The sequence below is a fragment of the Nitratireductor rhodophyticola genome, assembly GCF_019891355.1.
GTDB classification, from domain to species: domain Bacteria; phylum Pseudomonadota; class Alphaproteobacteria; order Rhizobiales; family Rhizobiaceae; genus Nitratireductor; species Nitratireductor rhodophyticola.
Genome location: NZ_JAHSSF010000002.1, coordinates 69,349 through 92,490, shown reverse-complemented (window position 1 = coordinate 92,490; position 23,142 = coordinate 69,349). Strand labels below are relative to the sequence as shown.

Here is a 23,142-nt window from a genome sequence, read left to right as displayed (position 1 = left end):
AGGGCGCGCCAGCATCTGGCGGCGTTTTCCCTTCGGGCTCGCTTCTTTTTCGGACGAGCCACGGGCAAGACAACGGGAGGCTCGTTTCCCGGCCGTCGCGGCCGCAAGCATCCTGCAATCCTGCCCCATGACCTGTCCATTGGGGCCCCGGCTATCCGACTATCGGGTGCGGGATGGCGGCAAACCGCTTTCGCTTACGCACCTGGCCGGAGCCGTCGGGCACACAAATACACCGCATGCCCAAACAAGACCGGCGGACACCCGTTGGTATCCGCCGGCCAATTCAGCTTAGCGCCGGATTCCGAGCTTCTCGATCAGCGTCTTGTAGCGGCCTTCGTCCTTCTTTTTCAGATAGTCCAGAAGACGGCGACGCTGGGAGACGAGCTTCAGGAGACCACGACGGGAATGGTTGTCCTTCTTGTGGTCCTTGAAGTGCTCGGTGAGGTTCTTGATCCGCTCGGTCAGAATAGCGACCTGGACTTCCGGAGAACCGGTATCGCCCTGGGCGGTGGCAAATTCTTTCAGCAAATCCTGTTTACGCTCTGCAGTAACCGACATCGGTTTCCTTTCTCGAATTTAGGGAAAAGGGACGCCCTCAGCCGGGATGTCGTCCAGCCGGGGCCATGTAACAATGCGCATTCAGGGCGCAATGATGGCTGGCATATATGCGAAATCGCGCGCGATTACCAGCCCAAACATTGACAGTGCCGTTGCGCTCAATCGACTTCACCTGTCGGGGAAGGATTTTTCAGAGAATCCGGCACCAGCCTGTCGACCGGAATCCTGAACACGCATTCCAGCCCGTCACGATGGAAGACACGCGATATTTCGGCATCAAGCGTGCCGCCGACCATGCGCTCGATGATCTCCGTTCCGAACCCACGGCGGCGGACATTGCGGCGGCGCCCTTTCGAAACATGCTCCCGCCAGGTCAAGGTGAGAATGTCATCCTTAACCTTCCAGGAAATTTCGAGCCTGCCAGTGCTCGTGGAAAACGCGCCATACTTGGAAGCATTGGTTGCAAGTTCATGGACCGCGAGACCGACCGTCTGCGCAGGCTGGTTGGCGAGCCGGAATTTCGGACCGGTCATTTTCAGGCGCTCTGCGCTATCGGGCCGGAAAGGGTCGACCTGTGCCGCCAGCAGTTCACGCAGTTCCACACCGGCAGCGCCACCCGCAATCAAAAGATCGGTCGAGCGCGCCAGCCCGTGCAGGCGTTTCTGGAAAGCATCCTGGAAACCGGCGAATGTGCGGGAACTGCGCGCAGTCTGCTTGGCCATGGAGGACACCACGGTCAACTGGTTCTTCGAGCGGTGCGCAACCTCGCGCATGAGAAGGCGGATTTCGTTTTCTGCCTGTTCCCGATCGAGCGCGGCCTCTGCCAGGGCCGAAGATACGGTGGCCACTTCTGCAATCGGGTACTCAATCGCATGAACGGGTTCGCCGGCGCCCAGCCGCCGCGCATCGCGCGCCAACCGGCGCACGGGGCCAGCGATCTGCCGCCCAAGCAACCAGGCCGCGAACGCCCCGATGGCGATGACGAGCAGTCCTCCGGCCAGCAGCATACGCAACGAATGGCGCATCGGCTCTTCTATGGTTTTGGTCGAAGCCCACACCACCGCCTTCCACCCGCTGACGCCGGACTCTCCGATGATTGCCGTGTAGGTGCCCCCCTCACGCCCTTCCGCCGGTTCAGCTTCATGTTGAATGCCCGTTCCGTCCAAATTCAGAAAAAACGTCTTTCCGACATCGGAGGACATGAAAGACGAGGCCACCACGATGTTGTTCTTGTCGACCACCGAGGCATTCCAGCCGCCGCGAAGCATCTGCTGAGACAGCACATCCACAAGCGTGTCCGCGTTCCGTGTCATCACCAGGATGCGTGGGGGGCCATTCTCGGGGAAGTACGGCTTCACGACCTTGAAGCTCCACTTGCCGTCCAGTTTTCCAAAGAATACACCCGAGGTGATGGTTACCCCTCCCTTCAACGCCGCCCGGGCCGTCTCCGGTTCGTTGAGGGGCGTCAGGGGTTCGCCAAAGGGCACGCCGGTGTTGATCAGCAGCCTGTAGTTTTCATCCAGCACGCGCAGATACGATCCGCTGCCGGCAAGAGCCAGCCTCGCGCGGTCGTAAAAGTCCTTCAGGTCACCACTGGCAAGAGAGGGGGTTGTCGAAAGCACGCGCAGCGTGGTCGACATGCCGCTCAGTTCGCGGTCGACGGCCTCGGCGATCGAGCCGGCCATAGCCTCGGCGAGCGTGGTTACGACCTCGCGCTGCGCCTCGTTGTTGCGCTGAAGCAGAACGACCGAAACGCCGATGGCGGGGATGATGGTCACCGCGATCAGCAGAAACAGAAAAAAGCCGATGGGTTTCGGGCCTGATGCGAAAGCCCTTATGCGCTCTGACCACGTTTCCGAAGGCGCACTGTCTTTCGCCTGCATTCAATGCCCGTCCCAATGATCGTTTCGGTACATAATGCACGAAACGCCCAAGGGTTGCCTCGTTGATCACATGAAATCAACCGGCAACGTATTTTACATGGCGAAAACACGCTTGGGCTTGAACATGCCCGCCTCAACCGCACCAAGCGCCACCAGACGGCCACGCGCGCTGGCCCAGGCCTCCGGCGCCTCGACCGGGGCGTCACGGCCGCGCACGATCACCGGATTGCCCAGGCGAATGCGCGCAGCCGCATCGTCGGTAACGGCGACTTCCGGCAGGCCCTCAAGAGCCGTGGCGATATCGAGAAGATATTCGTCGAGCGCAGCGAAGTCGCCGGCCTCGCGGTCCCCTTCCGTCCCCGCCTCCTCAAGTGCCGGCAGCTCCACGAGCTGATCGGGAAGGAAAGGATAGACCTCGGTGCGGCGCAGCTCTGCAATGTGGCCGTAGCACCCCAAGTCGCGGCCCATGTCGCGGGCGATGCTGCGCACATAGGTGCCCTTGCCGCACTCGATCTCGAACACGGCTTCATCGGGCGTGAAGGAAACCAGGTCGAGCCGGCCCACCTCAATCTCCCGCGCCGCGATCTCGACCGTCTCGCCCTCGCGGGCAAGGTCGTAGGCGCGCTCACCGTCTATCTTGACGGCGGAAAACTGCGGCGGGGTCTGCATTATGATGCCCGTGTAGTTCGGCAGCAGGGCGCGAACGGCCTCTTCGGTCGGGCGCTCGTCAGAGCTTTTCGTCACCGGGCCTTCCAGGTCGTCGGTGGCCCGCTCCTCACCCCAGGCAACCTTGAAGCGATAGACCTTGGCGCCATCCATGACGAACGGAACCGTTTTCGTTGCATCGCCCAGTGCGATGGGCAGCATCCCGGATGCGAGCGGGTCGAGTGTGCCGGCATGACCGGCCTTCTCCGCATTGAACAGCCACTTGATCTTCGAAACGGCGCTGGTGGATCCCATGCCCGCCGGCTTGTCGAGGATCAGCCAGCCGTTGATACGGCGTCCCTTCCGCTTGCCGCGCCGCGCCATCAAAGATCATCCTCATTCGCGTCGTCGTCCTTCAGGTCACGGGCCACTTCCGGCGACTTCAAAAGGCGATCGATCTTGTTGAAATTCTCGAAACTGTCGTCCACGCGGAACCGCAGTTCCGGCATGTATTTCATCTGCCGCAACGCCGGTGTGATGCGTCCGCGGAGGAAGCGCGCATGGCGGTTCAGAGCCGCCGCGATCGCTTCCTTGTCGGCAGCGCCGAGCGGCGAGACATAGGCGGTAGCGATTTTCAGGTCCGGTGACATACGCACTTCTGACACTGAAACCACGGTGTTTGCGAGCGCATCGTCGCTTACATCGCCGCGCTGGAGAGCCTGCGCGATTGCGTGACGCACCTGCTCGCCGACGCGAAGCTGGCGTTGAGAGGGAGCGGAAGACGGCATGGAGCACCTTCTTGCGGGGAAAGCCCTATTGTATCCGCATCGCGGATATCGGCAAATTACGGAAACGGGAACGTCTGACGCCGGAAAGCGAGATGGGGCATCAAGTGCCCCATCCTGGCTGTTCCAAACGTACGCGCATTAGAGCATCGGACCGAAAAGTGGAAACCGGTTTTCGGGTCATTCCGATGCTCCATCAAAAACCTAGATCGTCCATTGTGCGTCCGAATGGACGCACGGCGATCTAGAGCGTGCGCGTGACCATCTCGACGCGATAGGCCTCGATGACATCGCCGGGGCGAATGTCTTCGTAGTTCTCGAACGCCATGCCGCATTCCTGACCGGCCGGCACTTCGGAGACTTCGTCCTTGAAGCGCTTGAGCGTCTTCAGCTTGCCTTCGTGGATCACCACGCTGTCGCGGATGAGGCGCACGCCGGCACCACGCTCCACCTTGCCTTCGGTGACCCGGCAGCCAGCGACCTTGCCGACCTTGGACACGTTGAAGACCTCGAGGATCTCGGCATTGCCGAGGAAGGTCTCGCGGCGCTCCGGAGAAAGGAGGCCCGACATGGCCGCTTTGATGTCATCCACGAGATCGTAGATGATGTTGTAGTAGCGGATCTCGATCCCGGCAGCTTCAGCCGCATCGCGCGCCTGCTTGTTGGCGCGGACGTTGAAGCCGATGATTGCGGCCTCGGACGTCTCGGCGAGCGACACGTCGCTCTCCGTGATCGCGCCGGCACCCGAATGGACGATGCGTGCGCGGACTTCGTCGGTGCCGAGCTTGTCGAGCGCACCGGCAATGGCCTCGATCGAGCCCTGCACGTCACCCTTGACGATAAGCGGGAACTCTTTCAGGCCTGAGTCCTGAAGCTGCGACATCATCTGCTCGAGCGAGCCGCGCTGACCCGCCTGGCGGGCAACGGACTTCTCGCGGGCCAGACGCTGGCGATACTCGGAAATCTCGCGGGCACGCGCCTCGCTCTCGACAACCGCAATGCGGTCTCCGGCCAGCGGGGTTCCCTGCAGGCCGAGGATCTCGACCGGCATGGAGGGCGGAGCTTCTTTCAGCTGCTCGCCACGATCGTTGACGAGCGCGCGGACACGGCCCCACTCGTTACCGGCCACGATGATGTCACCGGTGTGAAGCGTACCGGCCTGGACCAGAACCGTGGCAACCGAACCGCGACCACGGTCGAGCTTGGCCTCGATGACCACGCCTTCGGCGGAGCGATCCGGATTGGCCTTGAGCTCAAGAACCTCGGACTGAAGCAGAACCGCTTCCAGCAGCCTGTCGAGATTGGTGCCCTTGACGGCAGAAACCTCGACGTCGAGCACCTCACCGCCCATGGACTCCACGAAGACCTCGTGCTGGAGGAGCTCCGTGCGCACCTTGTTGGCATCGGCTTCCGGCTTGTCGATCTTGTTGATCGCGACAATGATCGGCACGCCCGCAGCCTTGGCGTGGTTGATGGACTCGATCGTCTGCGGCATCACGCTGTCGTCAGCCGCCACCACGAGAATGGCAATGTCGGTCGCTTCCGCACCGCGCGCGCGCATGGCAGTAAAGGCGGCGTGGCCGGGCGTATCGATGAAGGTGATCGTCTGACCACCCTGCTCGACCTGATAGGCGCCGATATGCTGGGTGATGCCGCCGGCCTCGCCGGACACCACATTCGCATGGCGGATTGCATCGAGCAGCGAGGTCTTGCCGTGATCGACGTGGCCCATGATCGTAACGACGGGCGGACGCGGCTTCAGATCCTCGGCCTTGTCTTCAACATTGAAGAGGCCTTCTTCGACGTCGGACTCGGCAACGCGCTTCACGGTATGACCGAACTCTTCAGCCACCAGTTCGGCGGTATCCGCATCGATCACGTCGCCGGGCTTCATCATCTGGCCCTGCTTCATGAAGAATTTGATCACGTCCACGGCACGCTCGGCCATACGCTGGGCGAGCTCCTGAATGGTGATCGTCTCGGGAAGAACGACCTCGCGGGAGATCTTCTCGCGCGGCTCCTGATGCTGGGCGCGCTTGAACTTCTCCTGGCGGCGGCGCATCGAAGAGAGCGAACGACCGCGCGTCTCGCCATCGTCGGACAGCGCGCGATTGAGCGTCAGCTTGCCACGACGACGCTGATCGTCTCCGCGCGGCTTGGCCGCCGGGCGCGGGGTCTCCGGCTTGGGCGCGGCGCGCTTGACCGGTGCGCCCTTGCTCTTCGAGCGGGCCTCGTCGTCGGAATCCACCTCGGGCTCGGGTTTCGTCTCGGCAGGCGGCGGCGCGCGGCGGCGCGCTTCTTCCTCAGCCTCGCGCCGAGCCTCGGCTTCCGCCTTCAGGCGAGCTTCTTCCTCGGCCTGGCGGCGTGCGGATTCCTCACGCTCGCGCTCGCGGCGTGCGTCTTCTTCCGCGCGGCGCTTGGCCTCCTCGGCGGCACGCTGGCGCTCTTCGGCCTCGCGCACCTTCGAATCCTGCAGGGCGCGACGGCGCGCCTCGATCTCATCCTTGGAGAGTTCATTGAGAACCACACCGGAGCGGTTGCCACCAGGAGCCGGGCGCGGACGTTCGCGCTGACGCTGCGGCGCAGGCTGGGGTGCCGCCGGTTTCGGCTTGGCCGCTGCGGGTGCCGGCGCAGGCGCAGGCGTTGTCTCGGGACGCTCGTCTGGCCGAGAGAACTTGCGCTTCTTCGTCTCGACAACGACAGACTTCGAGCGTCCATGCGAGAAGTTCTGGCGCACCGTGCCCTGCTCAACAGAGGGCCGCTTCAGCGTCAGCGTCTTCTTCTTTTCGACGCTCAGCGTCTTGTCGTCACCGGTTTTCGTATCCGTCATTCCACATCCTCTGCGGTGCCCATTGCAACCGCTGCCGGTTTGTCCGCGCATTCGCCTCGAAAAGTCTCGAGCGCACTAACGCGTTTCAGCGCCGCCTTGCCCGCGTCCCGCCCGAACACGGCAGCATGTATCACATTTGTAGCCCCCAATGCCAAACTCATTTCTTCTTCGGAAAAGAGTTTGTAAGCCGGGATAGCCGGTCCGCCCAGATGGGCCACTGCATGACGAGCGGCCGTGATCTTGCGCACTCCGTCCTGCGAGGCTTCACGAGCATGCAGCACGCCATAGGCCTTGCCGCTGCGCACCGACGCCTCGACCTTCGCAGCACCCAATGCCACGGCTCCGGCCTTCCGCGCAAGCCCAAGAGCGCCCAGAGCGGCTTTTGAAAGCAATTCATCGACCAGCGCGCCCAGATTTTCGGGCGGCGTGACCGACGTTTTCAGAGCGCGGGCGAAAAGGTTCTTCGCCGCCGCCTTGTCAACATGCGCCCGGTCAGCCGTGACCCAGCATCCGCGCCCGGGGAGCTTGCGCTTCAGATCGGGAACGACCATGCCGTCCGGCCCCGCGACGAACCGGATCAGGTCCTCCGCGGGCCGCGCCTTGCGCGAGACAATGCATGTGCGATCGTTCATATCGTCCACAACAACTCCAGAGCATCCTGCTGCCGCGTGCCATCACGCGGCTCCGCAGGAATGCGGCGAAACAAGGCCTGCGAAGCGCACCACAGACGTCACGGGGACAGCCATGCGCTCCACAAGGCCCATATCAGGCTTCCGCGCCTTCGGCGGCCTCGGGCGCCTGCGCACCCTCGGCAGCTTCCGCGCCTTCCTCACCCTCTTCTGCCTCGGCTTCAGCCTCGGCAGCGAGGTCTTCCTCGGTGATCCAGCCCATCCTGAGACGCGCGGCCACAACCATCTGCTCGGCTTCGGCGCGCGAGACATCGAATTTGGAGAAGACGCCCGGCTCGAACGTGGTCTCGCCGTCCTTGCGTTCTTTCCAGCCGACCAGATCGTCCACGGCGTAGCCGGCGAAATCCTCGATGGTCTTCACGCCATCCTCGCCGACCGCCACCATCATCGCGGTGGTGATGCCCGGAATCTCGCGCAGTTCGTCCTGAACGCCGAGTTCCTGACGCTTTGCATCGAATTCGGCCTCGATCCGCTCGAGATATTCGCGTGCGCGCATCTGGATCTCTTCGGCGGTTTCCTCGTCGAAGCCGTCGATGGATGCGATTTCGCCCGATTCCACATAGGCGACTTCCTCGACGCTGGTGAAACCCTCGGAGGCGAGCACCTGGCCGACCATCTCGTCAACGTTGAGCGCTTCCATGAACAGGGCGGAGCGTTCGGTGAACTCCTTCTGGCGGCGGCTCGACTCTTCTTCCTCAGTCAGGATGTCGATGTCCCAGCCCGTAAGCTGCGAGGCAAGGCGGACGTTCTGACCGCGGCGGCCGATGGCCAGTGAAAGCTGGTCGTCCGGCACCACAACCTCGATGCGCTCTGCATCTTCATCGAGAACCACCTTGGCGACTTCGGCCGGCTGCAATGCGTTGACGATGAAGGACGCGGCGTTCTCGTTCCACGGAATGATGTCGATCTTCTCGCCCTGAAGCTCGCCGACAACCGCCTGAACGCGGCTGCCGCGCATACCGACACAGGCGCCCACCGGATCGATCGAGGAATCGTGGCTGATGACCGCAATCTTTGCGCGCGAGCCCGGATCACGGGCCACCGAACGGATCTCGATGATGCCGTCGTAGATTTCCGGCACTTCCATGGTGAAGAGTTTCGCCATGAACTGCGGATGCGTGCGCGATAGGAAAATCTGCGGGCCGCGCTGCTCGCGCCGCACGTCATAGACATAGGCGCGGACGCGGTCGCCATACTTGAAGATTTCGCGCGGGATCAGTTCGTCGCGGCGGATGATCGCTTCGCCACGGCCGAGATCGACAATGACATTGCCGTATTCGACTCGCTTGACCGTTCCGTTGACGATCTCGCCGATGCGATCCTTGTACTCGTCATACTGACGATCGCGCTCGGCCTCGCGCACCTTCTGCACGATGACCTGCTTGGCCGACTGGGCGGCGATGCGGCCGAAATCCATGGGCGGAAGCTGCTCGGCAAGGAAGTCGCCAGGCTGGGCGTCCGGATTGCGCGTGCGCGCATCCTTGACCGAGATTTCGCGCGCCGGCTCCTCGACATTGTCGACGACTTCCATCAGGCGCTGCAGCTTCATCTCACCCGTCTGCGGGTTGATGTCGGCGCGAATATTGGTCTCCTGACCATAACGCGACCGCGCGGCCTTCTGAATGGCGTCGGCCATGGCGGCGATGACGATCTGCTTGTCGATGGACTTCTCGCGGGCCACCGCGTCGGCGATCTGGAGAAGCTCCAGCCTGTTCGCACTGACTGCCATGTCACTCTCCTTCGGCGTGGGTTCCGGGGGTTTCGTCCCCGGCCGGCTCAGTTGCGTTTTGTTTGGCGGACCGCTGGGCGGCCCTTTCCGATGCGGAAGGGCGGCGATTGCGCTTGCGCTCGCGGCGCTCTTCCTTGTCCTGCTTCAGGGCGTCGCGCACCAGCTCGTCCGTCAGGACCAGCCGTGCTTCGGCGATTGCCTCGAAGGGAATTCCAAAGAGGACATCCTCGTCCCCTTCTTCCTCGGCCGTTTCCGGCTCGATCGTCACGGTTTCCCCGTCGCTCTCGACGACAAAGCCGCGGAAGCGTTTGCGTCCATCAAGCAACACGGCCGTCTCGATCTTGACCAGATGCCCCTCGGCGGCAGCGAAATCCGTGATGCGCACCAGCGGCCGGTCGATGCCCGGCGAGGAAATTTCAAGCTGATAGGCCGTGTCGATCGGGTCTTCGACGTCAAGCACGGGCGAAAGCGCGCGGCTGACTTCCTCGCAGTCCTCAACGGTCATGCTGCCGTCGGGCCGCTCAGCCATGATCTGCAGGGTGGCGCCGTCCTGCGCGGTCATGCGCACGCGAACCAGGCGATATCCGATCGCACCCAGAACAGGAATGATGATCGCAGCGACACGCGCTTCGATGCCGCTTTCGCGGATCAGGCGATCATCGCCATTCCTGTCTTCTGAAACTGCCGTCATCCAACCTCCGGACGGCCGCATCTAACAAAAAAGAGCGGGACCGGCGGGACCCACTCTCCGTCATAGCGACCAAGAATTTGAGCTGGATATAGCCGAGATGGCAGTTCTTTTCAAGAGCGGTGCATCAAAAGCCTGCAGCGATCCAGACCTCGTAAATTATCATGATGCACCGCACAAACGCATGGCTGCCCTGCCTGATCGTCGCTTCTCGACAGTCCGGAGTCACCTTAAGTTATGCTGCATCGCACAATGAAAGGAAGAACCATGTCTGCACGTAAATTCGTGACGGAAATCGGTGAGTTTTTTGGCGTGATCGAGAGTGCCGTGGCGGTTTCTGCCGCAGTGCGCAATCGCCGTCGCGCGCAGGATGCGGATCTTCGCCGCCTCGGCATCGATCCCGAACAGTTTTATGGAATGCGCGGCAGATAAGATCGACGCTCAGACCCGCAGGAAGGTCAGATAGGCGGGTGTCCGCCCCTCGCGGATCGCCTTCGCTTCGTATCTTGTGCCCGGCCAGCCATCATAAGGCCTGCGCCAGTCGTCGGCGCTTTCCGCCTGCCAGCGAAATGCGGGATGTGCCTCGCAGTGCAGGAGCGTCCAGTCGATATAGGTATCGATGTCCGACGCGAAGCGGAAACGGCCACCTGGTTTTAGCACGCGGGCAAAGCGGTCAAGATTCGCCCGGTTTACGAACCGGCGTTTCCAGTGCTTCTTCTTGGGCCAGGGGTCCGGATAAAGCAGGTCTATCTCGGCGATCGACGCTTCAGGCAGCCAGTCCAGCAACGCTGTTGCATCATCATTGTAGACCCGCAGGTTCGCCGGTGCGCCGCCCTGCTCATCGACAGCGGAGGCGAGCTTCGCCATACCGTTGACGAACGGTTCCACGCCGATGAAACCCGTGTGCGGATAGCGTGCCAGTTCGCTGAGCAGATGCTCGCCGCCACCGAAGCCGATCTCAAGCCTGACCCGCTCCACGGGTGATGGGAACAGCGCCACCACATCGTGTGACGCCGTATCGAGCTTTATCAGCGCCCTGTCGAGAAGCGCGGCAAGCGCCGCGTCCTGCCTGGGACGCAGACGCTTTCCATGACGACGGCCGAAGAAGGCTTCGGTAGCCCGTTTGCGCCGTTCTTCAGCCATCAGGTCTTTCCGCTACTGGCAAAGCCGCTCAGGCAGCTTTTGCGACTGCCTGTTTGAGAGTTTTCACCAGATCAGTCCGCTCCCAGGAGAACGAGCCGTCGCGGCTGGCCTTGCGGCCAAAGTGACCGTAGGCGGCCGTCTTGGCATAGATTGGGCGATTGAGGTCCAGATGACGGCGAATGCCGCTGGGCGACAGGTCCATCACCTCGCGAATCGCGATCTCGACCTCTTCCTCCGAAACGCGGCCCGTGCCGTGCAGGTTCACATAGACCGACAAAGGCTGGGCAACACCAATGGCGTAAGAAAGCTGGATCGTGCAGCGCTCGGCGAGATTGGCCGCGACCACGTTCTTGGCGAGGTAGCGCGCGGCATAGGCCGCGGACCGGTCGACCTTGGTCGTATCCTTGCCCGAGAACGCACCGCCGCCGTGAGGGGCCGCGCCGCCATAGGTGTCGACGATGATCTTGCGGCCGGTAAGACCTGCATCACCATCGGGACCGCCAATGACGAATTTCCCGGTCGGGTTGATGTACCAGTTGCAGTTTGCTGCAACCGTAATGCCGCCGGAAGACAGCGCCTCGTGGATATAGGGCTCGACGACCTGCCGCACCTTCCCGCTGTCCCACGACGTGTCCAGATGCTGGGTCGACAGGACGATCTCGGTTACCTCGGACGGCTTTCCGTCAACGTAACGCACGGTGACCTGCGCCTTGGCGTCGGGGCCGAGCTTTGCGGCATCGCCTTCACCGGATTTGCGGGCGTCGGCGAGGAGCTGAAGGATCTTGTGAGAATAATAGATCGGTGCAGGCATGAGGTCGGGCGTTTCACGGCAGGCATACCCAAACATAATGCCCTGGTCGCCGGCACCTTCTTCACCCTGTCGGTCGGCTGCATTGTCGACGCCCTGGCCGATATCCGGCGACTGACCGTGCAGGAGAACGTCGATCTTCGCGGTCTTCCAGTGAAAACCGTCCTGTTCATAGCCAATGGCACGGATGGCGCGGCGCGCGGCCGAGCGGAAGCGTGACGGGTTGATGAGCGGATTGCCCTTCGAATCCGTGGCCACCTCACCGGTTTTCTTGTCCCGCTTGAGCAGCGTCTCGGGAACGCGCACCTCGCCGGCGATCACGACACGATTGGTCGTCGCCAGCGTTTCGCACGCCACACGAACCTTCCACGGGTCCATGCCGGATTTCTTGGCTTCCCGATAGACCAGATCGACAATCTCATCGGAGATGCGATCACAGACCTTGTCCGGATGGCCTTCGGAAACGGATTCACTTGTAAAGAGATAGTTCTTGCGCGCCACGGGTATCCCCTCTGAGAAGAAGCCGATCAATCTGTCGGCAACAGGCGCTCCCCTGTTAGCCAAGCTGAACCTCTCAGGTCAAGCACAACGGTTGCGGCGCAAAACAAAACGGGGAATGGATTTTCCATTCCCCGCTATTCGACGGCGCCCTGAGAGCGCTTTCATCGCTGAACGAAGAGAATAATCCTCAATCCTGGTTGTCTGTGGCCAGCACCTTGACCAGGTCAATGATCCGGCGGCGCACCTTCGGATCGGAAATCTTTGCAAAGGCCCTGTTCAGTTGAACGCCTTCGCTGCTGTTGAGAAAATCGACGACAAAGTCCGCCCCGTCCTCCGCCATGCCCCTACCGGCCTCATTTTCCTCACCCGGCGCGCCTTCAAAGAAGAACGACACCGGAGCGCTGAGAACCGAAGCGATTGCCTGCAGCCGGCTGGCGCCGACGCGATTCGTACCCTTTTCGTATTTCTGGATTTGCTGGAAAGTTATACCCAGGCTTTCGCCAAGCTTTTCCTGGCTCATGCCAAGCATGTTTCTTCTTAGCCTGATCCGACCTCCGACATGAATATCGATCGGATTCGGTTTTTTCTTATTCTTGTTCATATATTCCCTCGCCATCCGGCACGGGGTTGCCATTGACCGCACTACGTCTTCGACCTCCCAGAGCCCCAAGCCTGTCAAATCGAATTCCGATGTAGTCGGCTTACACACTATGCGTAGCCGAAAGGGCCGATGTCAATTCGCCCTCAGGCGCCGAATAATACTTGAACCAAAAAGCACGGCCCCAAAACCAAACGCAATAAACGTTCCATTGGTTCCAGGATTCCCAAAATAAAATTTCCGTGCGTTGTGAACAGGCAATCGGACATCCAGATTGCCCACCGCATTGAGGTCGAAAGCGTCCAGAATGCGCCCGGAAGAGTCTATGACGGCGGATATGCCGGAGTTTGCCGCACGCAGAAGCGGGAGGCCATTCTCCACGGCACGCACTCGGGCCTGACGAAAGTGCTGATACGGTCCGGGGGACACACCGAACCATGCATCATTCGTGACGTTGAGAAGGAAATCCGAGCGGTCCGCAGCCCCGAAAACCAGCCGGGGGAAAATGATCTCATAGCATACGAACGGCAGGGCGCGCAGACCAGGCGCCACTTCAATGGCGCGCCTTCCACTGCCTGCCGTGAACGGACCGGCAGACTGCACGATCTCTTCTATCCCAAAATTATTCAACAGGTTAGCGAACGGTACGTATTCACCGAAAGGGACCAGGTGAACCTTGTCCACGGCATCGACAATCGTGCCGTCCTGCGCAATTGCAACGACTGAATTGTAGTAGCGCGTCGCCCCGAGACCGTCGCCGGCTTCAGCGCGAACGGCACCTGCCAGCAGCGTCTGGCCTTCACCCAGAGCCTCGCCAAGCTCTACAAGCGCCTCCGGACGATCCGTGAACAAAAAGGGGACAGCGGTCTCGGGCCAGACGATCAGTTCCGGCCTGTCCACACCGTCAACGGCCGGTCGACGGGTGAGATCCAGCAGAATGTTAAAGATGCGCGTCTGCTCGGAAGCGTCCCATTTTTCAGTCTGCTTGATCGACGGCTGGACGATGCGGACCGGCAAAAAGCGCTCCGGCGGGCTTTCACTCGAAAGACTTAGGTAACCATAAGCAAACTGTGTTGTGACCAAACCAATCGCAATAATACTGCCAGTCAGAAGATGGCGGCGTGTACCCAACAATGCCGGCATTGAAAACACCAGAACCGCCAGGAAGTTCATACCCGTCAGGCCAAATATCTTAGCCGACTGCATGCAAAGTAAAGTTGGCATGGCCGCATAGCCAATTGCATTCCAGGGAAATCCCGTAAAGATTACACTTCTAATCAATTCAGCAATGCCGAAAGCAAATGCAAGAGAAACGATCCTCAGAACACCGCCGGACCAAAGAAGCCGTGCGAGAAGCGTCGCAATACCGTAGAATACAGCCAGGAATGCAGGCAGGCCGACAACTGCCAGCGGCACAGCCCAAGCAAAATTTTCAGCGTCGACCAGCAATGCATTGCCGATCCACCACAATCCAAGCAGAAAATAACCAAAACCAAACCACCAGCCTGTTTTGAAGGCTGGTATAGCGAGTGCCCGGAGCCCTCTCCCGTCCCCCACCGCTCCATCCAGAAGCCAGACGAGGATGGGAAATGCCACAAAACAGGCTGCAAAAAAGTCGAATGGGGGCTGCGCCAGCGCAGCCAGGCTACCCGCAACAAAAGCAACGAGCGACCGCCGCCACCCACTCAGCAATATAACCCGTCCGGCGAGGCTTTCCATCCACCCATCCGCAAAGCCCGAATCACACGACAAGCAGTATCAGCAGTTTGCCGAGCTTTGAAACCATCTCGCGGATTTGGGGTGGGGGGCGCTACAAATTGTCGCCGATGCGCGCCGACCTTCTGCGGCGTTCAGATGCCCGGTTGTGTACGATGCGCACGCGCTTCACACGGCGCGGATCGGCATCCAGCACCTGAAACTCGAAGCCCGGTATGGCCTGCACCACTTCGCCCCGTGCCGGGACACGCCCCAGGACGTTGAAGATCACGCCGCCAATCGTATCGACATCCTCGGAATGCTCTTCGGCGTGAAAATCCTCACCGATCACCTCGGCCACGTCCTCGATTTCGGCCTTGGCGTCCACCACAAATGCATCCTCGCCGATCTGCTCTATGAGCGGTGCGTCGTCGTCGTGCTCGTCCTCAATGTCACCGACAACCATCTCGACGATGTCTTCCAGCGACACCAGTCCGTCCGTGCCGCCATACTCGTCGATGACGAGGGCCATCTGGGTGCGGGAGGCCTGCATCCGCGCCATCAGGTCCGATGCCAGCATGGACGGAGGCACGAACAGGATTGAGCGTGGAAGATTAAGATCGCCGATTGTGCGGTCGAGTTCGACCTTGCCGAGATCGAAAGCGGGCGCTTCCGGCACTTTGCGTGCCCGGCCCTTCTTCGCCTTTGCCGTATTGGTGATATGGCTCACAATGTCGCGGATGTGCACCATGCCGCGCGGATCATCCAGCGTTTCCCCGTAGACAGGCATACGCGAGTGACCACATCTTTCGAAGGCATTCAGAAGATCGCCCAGCGTGGTGTTCAGGTCCACCGCCTCGATATCGGCACGCGGGACCATCACATCCTCGACGCGCAACTCACGCAGCCGGAGAATGTTTTTCAGCATGGCCCGCTCGCCGGGGGAGAAGGCCGCCGTGTCGTGCGTGTGTTCGTCCAGCGCGTCCGCGAGATCGTCGCGCAGCGAGGAACCGTTTCGAATGCCAAGCGCTGCCATCATTCTCTCCCAGAGGGACAGGCGGCTGCCGGAGCTTCGTTGGGGAGGTCTACTAGACCCCTCTTCCCCCTCCTCGGGGGAGTTCGTCTCGCTTGCGGGCACATCTCCCGCCGCGATCATCGTGTTCTCTGTCATGGCCGTTTGTTCGATTGAGCCCTTCAGTTAGGCATACGGATCGCGAATGGCAAGTGTTTGCAGCGTTTTGCGCTCCAATTCTTCCATCTCCTCCGCCTCTTCCTCGGTTTCATGGTCATATCCCATGATATGCAAAAATCCGTGAACGATCAGATGCGTCAGATGATGATCGAATTGCTTGCCCTCTTCTGCCGCTTCCCGCGCAACCGTCTCATAGGCAACGATAATATCACCGAGAGGCTGCATCTCACCTCCCGGAGCGAGCATGTCCGGAGCCGGGAAGGAAAGCACATTGGTGGGCTTGTCCTTGCCGCGCCATTCGCGATTCAGCACCTGGATTTCCGCATCGCCCGTAAACAGCAGGCTGACCGCACCGCCCTCGTCCGGCTCAAGCCCAATCATGGATGCGGCTGCGCCGATGGCGCGGCCCGCCAGAGCCTGAAGCGCGGCTTCAGACGCCCAGTCGCCCGCCTCGACGGCGACTTCGATCACGATTTCCGGCATTTCACCGGCAGGGGGAGTATCGTCCATCAGCCTGCGCGGGTCAGCCCCGCGCCTTTTTGTCATAGGCCCGGACAATCGCGGCCACCAGCGGATGGCGCACCACGTCCTTCTCGTCGAACCGGACGGTGACAATGCCGGGCACATCGCCCAGAACCTCAAGCGCTTCGACCAGGCCCGATTTCGTGTTGGGAGGGAGATCGATCTGGCTCGGGTCACCGGTGACGATCATGCGCGCATTCTCGCCAAGCCGCGTCAAAAACATCTTCATCTGCATCGGCGTGGTGTTCTGCGCCTCATCGAGGATCACCACCGAATTGGCCAGCGTGCGTCCGCGCATGAATGCAAGCGGCGCGATTTCGATCACGTCGGCCGCAAGAGCGCGCTCCACCTTCTCCGCCGGGATCATGTCGTAGAGTGCGTCATAGAGCGGGCGCAGATAGGGATCGACCTTCTCGCGCATGTCACCCGGCAGAAAGCCCAGCCGCTCGCCGGCCTCGACCGCCGGCCGCGACAAAATGATGCGGTCCACCGCACCGCGCTCCAGAAGCATGGCTGCGTAGGCCACTGCGAGGAAGGTCTTGCCCGTGCCGGCGGGACCGATGCCAAACACCAGCTCCGAGCGCTCAAGCGCCCGTATATAGGCGTCCTGATTGGCCGAGCGCGCATGCACGGTGCGCTTGCGTGTGGAAATCTGCGCAGCGGCAAGCTTTCCCTTGCTCTCCATGGTCGGGAAAGTGAGCTGTTCATCGGCGGCGATGGCCAGCCGCACGGCGCCATCCACATCGGAGGGGGCAAGCTCTGTCCCCTTTTGAAGGAGATCGTAGAGATAATCGAGCGCCCTGCGCGCCTGTGCGGCAGCAACGCTCTCCCCTTTGACGGTGAGCTGATTGCCCTTCGAGCGGATGTCGACACCGAGCCGCTGCTCGATCTGGGCCAGGTTCTCGTCGAAGGGCCCGTAGAGGGCACTGGCCAGCTTGTTGTCATCGAAGGTCAGCACGATATGTGCCATGTCGGAGGCCCCGGAGGGCATGTTCTTCAACTCAGTGCTGGCGGACAAACGCCTCTCCTTTACGACACCGGCTCTGCAAACAGGCTGTTGGAGCCTGCCTGCGTGATTCGAACATGAATAATGTCACCGATTTCGCCGGCTTTTTCATCAACAATCACAGGCTGGAGCCAGGGTGATCTACCGACGCGCTGGCCCGGCTGACGTCCGGGCTTTTCAAGCAGCACGTCCATCTCGCTCCCGACAAGGCTCTGGACGAAACCGCGCTGCTGTTCCGTGAGAAGGGCCTGAAGGGCCTGAAGCCGCTCATCCTTCACTGCCTCCGGCACCTGGTCGCCCAGCTCCGCACCCGGCGTGCCCGGGCGCGGCGAATATTTGAACGAGAAGGCCTGCGCATAGGTCACGTCGCGCACGAGCTGCATCGTGTCCTCGAAATCCTGATCCGTCTCGCCGGGGAAACCGACGATGAAATCGCCCGACATGGCGATATCGGGCCGCGCTTCGCGGATGCGGTCGATGAGCCGGCGATAGTCATCGCCCGTGTGCTTGCGGTTCATTGCTTTCAGGATGCGGTCGGAGCCTGACTGAACCGGCAGATGCAGATAGGGCATCAGCTTGGGCAGATCGCGATGGGCCGCGATCAGCGCATCGTCCATGTCGCGCGGATGGCTGGTTGTGTAGCGCAGCCGGTCAAGGCCCGGGATTTCGGCAAGGCGGAACAGAAGTTCGCCAAGGCCCCATTCGCGCCCGTCGGCGCCTTCGCCATGCCAGGCGTTGACGTTCTGGCCAAGCAGTGTCACCTCGCGCACGCCGCCTTCGGCCAGGCGCTCCGCCTCGGTAACGATCTGCGCCACGGACCGCGACACTTCCGAACCGCGCGTATAGGGCACCACGCAGAAGGTGCAGAACTTGTCGCAGCCTTCCTGCACGGTCAGAAACGCCGTCACGCCACGATTGCGCACCACGCGCTTCTGCGGCTGCGGCAGGTGTTCGAACTTGTCTTCGATGGCGTATTCCGTCTCGACGATCTTCTCGCCGCCGAGCGCACGCTTCACCACTTTGGGCAGGCGGTGATAGGTCTGCGGCCCGATCACCAGATCGACGGCAGGCGCACGGCGCAGGATCTCCTGCCCCTCGGCCTGCGCAACGCAACCGGCAACGCCGATCACGGTTTCGCGGCCGGCCTGGCTGCGCTCTTCCTTGAGCTGGCGGATGCGGCCGAGCTCGGAATACACCTTTTCCGCCGCCTTTTCGCGGATGTGGCAGGTGTTGAGAAGAACAAGGTCTGCCTCTTCGATCCGGTCCGTCGGCGCATAGCCATCCGCCGCCAGCGCATCCGACATGCGCTGCGAATCGTAGACGTTCATCTGGCAGCCATAGGTTTTCACGAAAACCTTCTTGTCGGCGGAGCGCATTTCAGATGCGTTGCCAGTGTTTTCGGAGCTGCCGGTTTCCGGCGCGATATTCTGTTCCATGCCGGTTTCCTAACGTTTTTGCGTGTCAAAAAACAGACGATTCTTCGCCGTGTGATGAATCCGTCAGATTTCGGTGCCGCGTAAGCCTGCCGTGAGCATGGCGCGCACCTGCGCCTCGGCTTCCCGCGTGACGGTCTTGCGGTCGCCTTTTGCCAGAAACGGGATCGGATCGCCATAGCGCACGACAATATCGACGGGCCGCGACTGAAGAACCGCGATGAGATTGGGCAGGAGGTCGGTATCGCCGATCCACGAGAGCGACGCGCGCTCGCGCCGGTCGAGGCGGAGCCCGCCCTTACTCAGATAAGTGATCGCCACGGGCTGTACCGTGACACTTTCGGCCCGGTCACTTGCGAGCGCAAGCTGCGCGGCGCTGAACAGCGTGCTCTTGAACGGAAGGAGCCGGTTGCCATCGCCGGTGGTGCCTTCGGCAAAAAGCACCATCGGATCGCCATCGGCCAGCCGCTCGGCGATCTCGCGCGCCTGTTCGGGCGAGGTGCGGCGGCGCTCGCGTTCGACGAAGACGGACCGCTGCTGCCGCGCGAATGTGCCGAGGATCGGCCAGCTGCGCATTTCCGATTTGGCGATGAAGTGCACGCCATCAAGCGAGCCAAGCACCAGAATATCGAGCCAGGAGACATGGTTGGCAACGATCATCTGCGGACGCTCCTTTGAAGGACGCCCTTCCATGCGCACCCGCACACCGAGCACGCGCAGCGTGAGCCGATGCCAGAGCCGCGGCACGATGCGGTCGCTCAAAAACCGCGTGCGCAGCGCCACCTCCTGCACCAGCATGAGCGGCAGTGTGTAGAGTGCGACAGTCAGGATTGCGATGACGAAACGAAACGTGCTGAACATCAGCCCTGGATCAGCCTCGAGGCCCGTTGCGAGGAATGGACGCTTACAGCATTTTTCCCCCGTGGGAAACAGCGCTCAGCGCAGGTCGCGGCGCATGACAATGGCGCTGGTGCGCCTGCCGTTTGCATCGCGGTAGTAATCCGGTCGACCACCGACCTGCCGGAATCCGAGCCTTCGGTAGAGCGCGATGGCAGCGGCGTTGGTCTCGTCCACCTCAAGGAACAGGGCGGCGGCACGGTCGCTGTGCATCCTGAAGAGCACCGCATCCATCAACTGACGGCCAAGGCCGTGGCGGCGCTGGTTGCGCGTCACGAGAATGGTGAGGATTTCGCCCTCATCCGCGGCCTGTCGCGCAAGCACGAACCCGGCGAGCTGCGGCGGCTTTCTGCCGACTTCGGAAACGGCGAAACCGAACACGCCCTCCTGTGTGAGCAGCGCTTCAAACTCCGCATCGCTCCACGGGCGAGCAAAATCTTCGGCGTGCATGTCGGCCAGAACGAGGCTGTCCGCGACCTCCAGCGGTCGTACGACAAACTCGCGTTTTCTCGGAAAGAGCGCCATCAGCCTTCCTTTCGCGGGAGCGCGAAATTCTGCTGCGGTGCGGCGTCCGGTGCGCGCAGATAGAGCGGTTTTGGCGGCTCGCTGCCCGCCCGTTTTGCAGCGGCAAGCCGGGCGAAGGTCAGAATGTCGGCCGTGGCGCCAGCTGGCTGGATGTCGAGCGCGCCCGAGCCCGCTGCGGCCACAAGCTCTGCGGCAACGCCGTAGACGACTGCATTCTCGGCAAAGGCCCATTCCGCCAGCCTCTCCGCTGACTGGCTCTGAGGTTCGAGGAGAACGCGCCCTTCACTGTCGAAGCCCGCGGCGAAGAGATTTGGTGCGCGCTGCCCCAGCGCAACGAGAATGGTGCGCTCGGAAAAGGTCTCACGCGCTTCCGCGCCAAGTGCTTCAAGCGTGGAAACGCCGATGGCCGGCACATTGAGCGCAAGCGCCAGACCGCGTGCGGCGGATACGCCGACCCGCACGCCGGTGAAGGAGCCCGGACCGACCGAAACGGCCACCGCCCCAAGTGCCTCATAGCCGAGACCGGCAGTCTTCAGCGCACCTTCGATAACGGACATGACATGCTCGGCATGTCCCTTGCCCAGGTCCAGCACGTGCCGACTGAGCTCTTCATCCGTATCGGTTTCAAGAATGCAGGCGGCGCAGAGCGCCGCCGCGGTATCGATTGCAAGAATCTTCATTCAGGCACAGTCCGGCGACCTGTTGTTGTTACCGCCGGCGAATCCGATGCGCCATCAGCGGGTCATGATGCTCTACTTGCACTGTCTTGCGCCTTGAGTTCAAGGCGGCGTGCATGCAGAACCGGTTCGGTGTAGCCATTGGGCTGTTCCCGCCCCTTGAACACGAGGTCACAGGCCGCCTGAAAGGCAATGGATTTGTCGAAATCCGGCGCCATCGGGCGATAGAGCGGATCGCCGGCATTCTGCCGGTCGACGACCGCCGCCATGCGCTTCATCGTTTCCATCACCTGCTCTTTGCTCGCGACGCCGTGATGCAGCCAGTTTGCCATGTGCTGAGCGGAAATGCGCAGCGTCGCGCGGTCTTCCATGAGCCCGACATCGTTGATGTCCGGCACCTTGGAGCAGCCGACGCCCTGATCGATCCAGCGCACCACATAGCCCAGAATGCCCTGCGCGTTGTTGTCGAGCTCCTTCTGGATTTCCTCCGGTGTCCAGTTGGGGCGCGTGGCGACCGGCACAGAGAGAATATCGGAAAGCGCTGCGCGCTTGCGGCTCTTGAGTTCCGCCTGCACCGCATGCACATCCACCTGATGATAATGCGTGGCGTGGAGGGTGGCCGCCGTGGGTGAGGGCACCCATGCCGTGTTGGCACCGGCCTTCGGATGGCCGATCTTCTGCTCCAGCATCGCCGCCATCAGGTCGGGCATGGCCCACATGCCCTTGCCGATCTGGGCGTGGCCGGAAAGACCACACTCAAGGCCGATATCGACATTCCAGTTCTCATAGGCTGCGATCCAGGCGGCCTGTTTCATGTCGCCCTTGCGGATCATCGGGCCTGCTTCCATGGAGGTGTGGATTTCATCGCCCGTGCGGTCGAGGAAGCCGGTGTTGATGAAGACCACCCGTTCTCGCGCGGCGCGGATGCACTCCTTCAGATTGACCGTGGTGCGGCGCTCCTCGTCCATGATGCCCATTTTCATGGTGTTGGGCGCCATGCCGAGCGCTTTTTCGACGCGGCCGAACAGTTCCACCGCGAAGGCCACTTCTTCAGGACCGTGCATCTTCGGCTTCACCACATACATGGAGCCCGCACGGCTGTTCATGCGGCGGCCATTCGGCCCGACATCGTGCAGCGCGATGGCTGCGGTGAAGAGTGCGTCCATGATGCCTTCCGGCACCTCATTGCCATCGGCGTCGAGAATTGCCGGATTGGTCATCAGGTGGCCGACATTGCGCACCAGCATCAGCGAGCGACCGGGCAGCCTGAGCGTGCCGCCATCGGGCGCGGTGTATTCGCGGTCGGGGTTGAGGCGGCGGGTGAAGGTCTTGTCGCCCTTCGTCACCTGCTCTTCGAGGTCGCCCTTCATCAGGCCGAGCCAGTTGCGATAGACGACGACCTTGTCTTCCGCGTCCACAGCGGCAACGGAATCCTCGCAATCCTGGATCGCGGTCAGGGCCGATTCCAGCACCACATCGGCAATGCCCGCCTTGTCGGTCTTGCCAATCGGGTGGTTGCGATCGATCACGACCTCCGCATGCATGCCATTGGTGGCGAGCAGAACGGCGGTCGGCTGATCGGCCCCACCCCGATAGCCGACGAATTTCGAAGCATCCTTCAGGCGCGCTTCACCACCATCGGTCTTCGCCACGAGCTGACCGTCGGCAACCGAAAGGCCGGCAATTTCCGTCCAGGAAACACCATCGAGGGGCGCACTGGCATCGAGGAAGGCACGCGCCCAGGCGATGACCTTTTCGCCGCGCTTCGGATTGTAGCCCTTGCCCTTTTCCGCGCCGTCCTCCTCGGAAATGGCGTCCGTGCCGTAAAGCGCATCGTAGAGCGAGCCCCAGCGCGCATTGGCCGCGTTGAGCGCATAGCGTGCATTCATCACCGGCACGACGAGCTGGGGACCGGCGACACTGGCGATCTCCGGATCGACATTTTGTGTTGAGACCGAGAAGGCTTCACCTTCCGGCAGCAGATAGCCGATTTCGCGCAGGAAAGTCTGATAGGCCTCCTGATCCGCAGGCGCACCGTTTTCCCTGTACCATGCGTCGATCTTTTCCTGCATCGCATCGCGTTTTGCGAGCAGGGCGCGGTTTTTCGGAGCCAGATCGCGGACGATATCCGATAGCGCCTTCCAGAATTTGTCGGGATCTACACCCGTACCGGGGAGCGCCTCTTCTACGGCGAAATCGCGCAGCTCTTCCGCAACCTTCAACCCATGAAGCTCAACGCGATTTTCCATTTGGCAGACACTCCTCTTCCCGATGTCAGAAATGATGCACTGCTTTCACCACGCCAGCGGCACGGGGTCAATTCGCCGGACGGAGAAGA

Annotated in this window: 21 protein-coding genes; 1 reads left to right on the top strand and 20 read right to left on the bottom strand. The window is 61.6% G+C overall.

The window, feature by feature from the left end:
- Positions 1-288: 288 nt before the first annotated feature.
- The 8 genes from rpsO to rimP form a co-directional block, all read right to left on the bottom strand.
- Positions 289-558 carry a 30S ribosomal protein S15 gene (gene rpsO, locus KUG85_RS06175; protein WP_008596113.1) on the bottom strand — a complete coding sequence of 90 codons (270 nt, stop codon included), beginning with the start codon at positions 556-558 and terminating at the stop codon, positions 289-291.
- A gap of 158 nt (positions 559-716) precedes the next feature.
- On the bottom strand, positions 717-2,441 hold the full coding sequence (locus KUG85_RS06170; RefSeq protein WP_223004567.1) for a sensor histidine kinase: 1,725 nt from the start codon (positions 2,439-2,441) through the stop codon (positions 717-719).
- A gap of 93 nt (positions 2,442-2,534) precedes the next feature.
- Positions 2,535-3,470: a tRNA pseudouridine(55) synthase TruB gene (gene truB, locus KUG85_RS06165; RefSeq protein ID WP_223004566.1), complete on the bottom strand. Its 936-nt coding sequence runs from the start codon at positions 3,468-3,470 to the stop codon at positions 2,535-2,537.
- Complete coding sequence (gene rbfA / locus KUG85_RS06160) at positions 3,470-3,874, bottom strand: 30S ribosome-binding factor RbfA (RefSeq protein ID WP_065817366.1); 405 nt, start codon at positions 3,872-3,874, stop codon at positions 3,470-3,472. The genes truB and rbfA overlap by 1 nt, the downstream gene beginning before the upstream one ends.
- Before the next feature lie 241 nt (positions 3,875-4,115).
- On the bottom strand, positions 4,116-6,701 hold the full coding sequence (infB, locus tag KUG85_RS06155; RefSeq protein WP_223004565.1) for a translation initiation factor IF-2: 2,586 nt from the start codon (positions 6,699-6,701) through the stop codon (positions 4,116-4,118).
- Complete coding sequence (locus KUG85_RS06150) at positions 6,698-7,333, bottom strand: RNA-binding protein (protein WP_065817368.1); 636 nt, start codon at positions 7,331-7,333, stop codon at positions 6,698-6,700. Before KUG85_RS06150 ends, infB begins: the two co-directional genes overlap by 4 nt.
- A 133-nt stretch (positions 7,334-7,466) precedes the next feature.
- Positions 7,467-9,119 (bottom strand): transcription termination factor NusA, encoded by a 1,653-nt coding sequence (gene nusA, locus KUG85_RS06145; protein WP_223004564.1) that lies wholly within the window; start codon positions 9,117-9,119, stop codon positions 7,467-7,469.
- Between the two features lies 1 nt (position 9,120).
- A complete protein-coding gene (rimP, locus tag KUG85_RS06140) occupies positions 9,121-9,810 on the bottom strand; it encodes a ribosome maturation factor RimP (protein WP_223004563.1) in 690 nt (229 codons plus the stop codon).
- 264 nt (positions 9,811-10,074) lie between these two features.
- On the opposite strand from rimP, the gene KUG85_RS06135 reads away from it, so the two are divergent.
- Positions 10,075-10,239, top strand: a complete 165-nt coding sequence (locus KUG85_RS06135) for a hypothetical protein (protein ID WP_007010178.1) — start codon at positions 10,075-10,077, stop codon at positions 10,237-10,239.
- Between the two features lie 9 nt (positions 10,240-10,248).
- On the opposite strand, the gene trmB is transcribed toward KUG85_RS06135, so the two are convergent.
- From trmB to KUG85_RS06075, 12 genes are all read right to left on the bottom strand, one after another.
- A complete protein-coding gene (gene trmB / locus KUG85_RS06130; RefSeq protein WP_223004562.1) occupies positions 10,249-10,950 on the bottom strand; it encodes a tRNA (guanine(46)-N(7))-methyltransferase TrmB in 702 nt (233 codons plus the stop codon).
- Between the two features lie 28 nt (positions 10,951-10,978).
- Complete coding sequence (gene metK / locus KUG85_RS06125) at positions 10,979-12,259, bottom strand: methionine adenosyltransferase (RefSeq protein ID WP_007010176.1); 1,281 nt, start codon at positions 12,257-12,259, stop codon at positions 10,979-10,981.
- Positions 12,260-12,446: 187 nt separating this feature from the next.
- Positions 12,447-12,860 carry a helix-turn-helix domain-containing protein gene (locus KUG85_RS06120; RefSeq protein WP_065817372.1) on the bottom strand — a complete coding sequence of 138 codons (414 nt, stop codon included), beginning with the start codon at positions 12,858-12,860 and terminating at the stop codon, positions 12,447-12,449.
- Between the two features lie 132 nt (positions 12,861-12,992).
- On the bottom strand, positions 12,993-14,576 hold the full coding sequence (gene lnt / locus KUG85_RS06115; RefSeq protein ID WP_223004561.1) for an apolipoprotein N-acyltransferase: 1,584 nt from the start codon (positions 14,574-14,576) through the stop codon (positions 12,993-12,995).
- Between the two features lie 91 nt (positions 14,577-14,667).
- Positions 14,668-15,723 (bottom strand): hemolysin family protein, encoded by a 1,056-nt coding sequence (locus tag KUG85_RS06110; protein ID WP_255606278.1) that lies wholly within the window; start codon positions 15,721-15,723, stop codon positions 14,668-14,670.
- Between the two features lie 27 nt (positions 15,724-15,750).
- On the bottom strand, positions 15,751-16,254 hold the full coding sequence (ybeY, locus tag KUG85_RS06105; RefSeq protein WP_407673648.1) for an rRNA maturation RNase YbeY: 504 nt from the start codon (positions 16,252-16,254) through the stop codon (positions 15,751-15,753).
- Between the two features lie 13 nt (positions 16,255-16,267).
- Positions 16,268-17,236, bottom strand: a complete 969-nt coding sequence (locus KUG85_RS06100; RefSeq protein ID WP_407673655.1) for a PhoH family protein — start codon at positions 17,234-17,236, stop codon at positions 16,268-16,270.
- Positions 17,237-17,295: 59 nt separating this feature from the next.
- A complete protein-coding gene (miaB, locus tag KUG85_RS06095) occupies positions 17,296-18,708 on the bottom strand; it encodes a tRNA (N6-isopentenyl adenosine(37)-C2)-methylthiotransferase MiaB (RefSeq protein ID WP_407673647.1) in 1,413 nt (470 codons plus the stop codon).
- 63 nt (positions 18,709-18,771) lie between these two features.
- Complete coding sequence (locus KUG85_RS06090) at positions 18,772-19,566, bottom strand: lysophospholipid acyltransferase family protein (RefSeq protein ID WP_065817375.1); 795 nt, start codon at positions 19,564-19,566, stop codon at positions 18,772-18,774.
- 75 nt (positions 19,567-19,641) lie between these two features.
- Positions 19,642-20,127 (bottom strand): ribosomal protein S18-alanine N-acetyltransferase, encoded by a 486-nt coding sequence (gene rimI, locus KUG85_RS06085; protein WP_223004560.1) that lies wholly within the window; start codon positions 20,125-20,127, stop codon positions 19,642-19,644.
- Positions 20,127-20,807, bottom strand: coding sequence for a tRNA (adenosine(37)-N6)-threonylcarbamoyltransferase complex dimerization subunit type 1 TsaB (gene tsaB, locus KUG85_RS06080; protein WP_223004559.1), 681 nt, complete (start codon positions 20,805-20,807; stop codon positions 20,127-20,129). The genes rimI and tsaB overlap by 1 nt, the downstream gene beginning before the upstream one ends.
- Positions 20,808-20,869: 62 nt before the next feature.
- The gene (locus tag KUG85_RS06075) at positions 20,870-23,053 is read right to left on the bottom strand and encodes a malate synthase G (protein WP_223004558.1); all 2,184 of its coding nucleotides are present in this window, start codon (positions 23,051-23,053) and stop codon (positions 20,870-20,872) included.
- Positions 23,054-23,142: the final 89 nt, after the last annotated feature.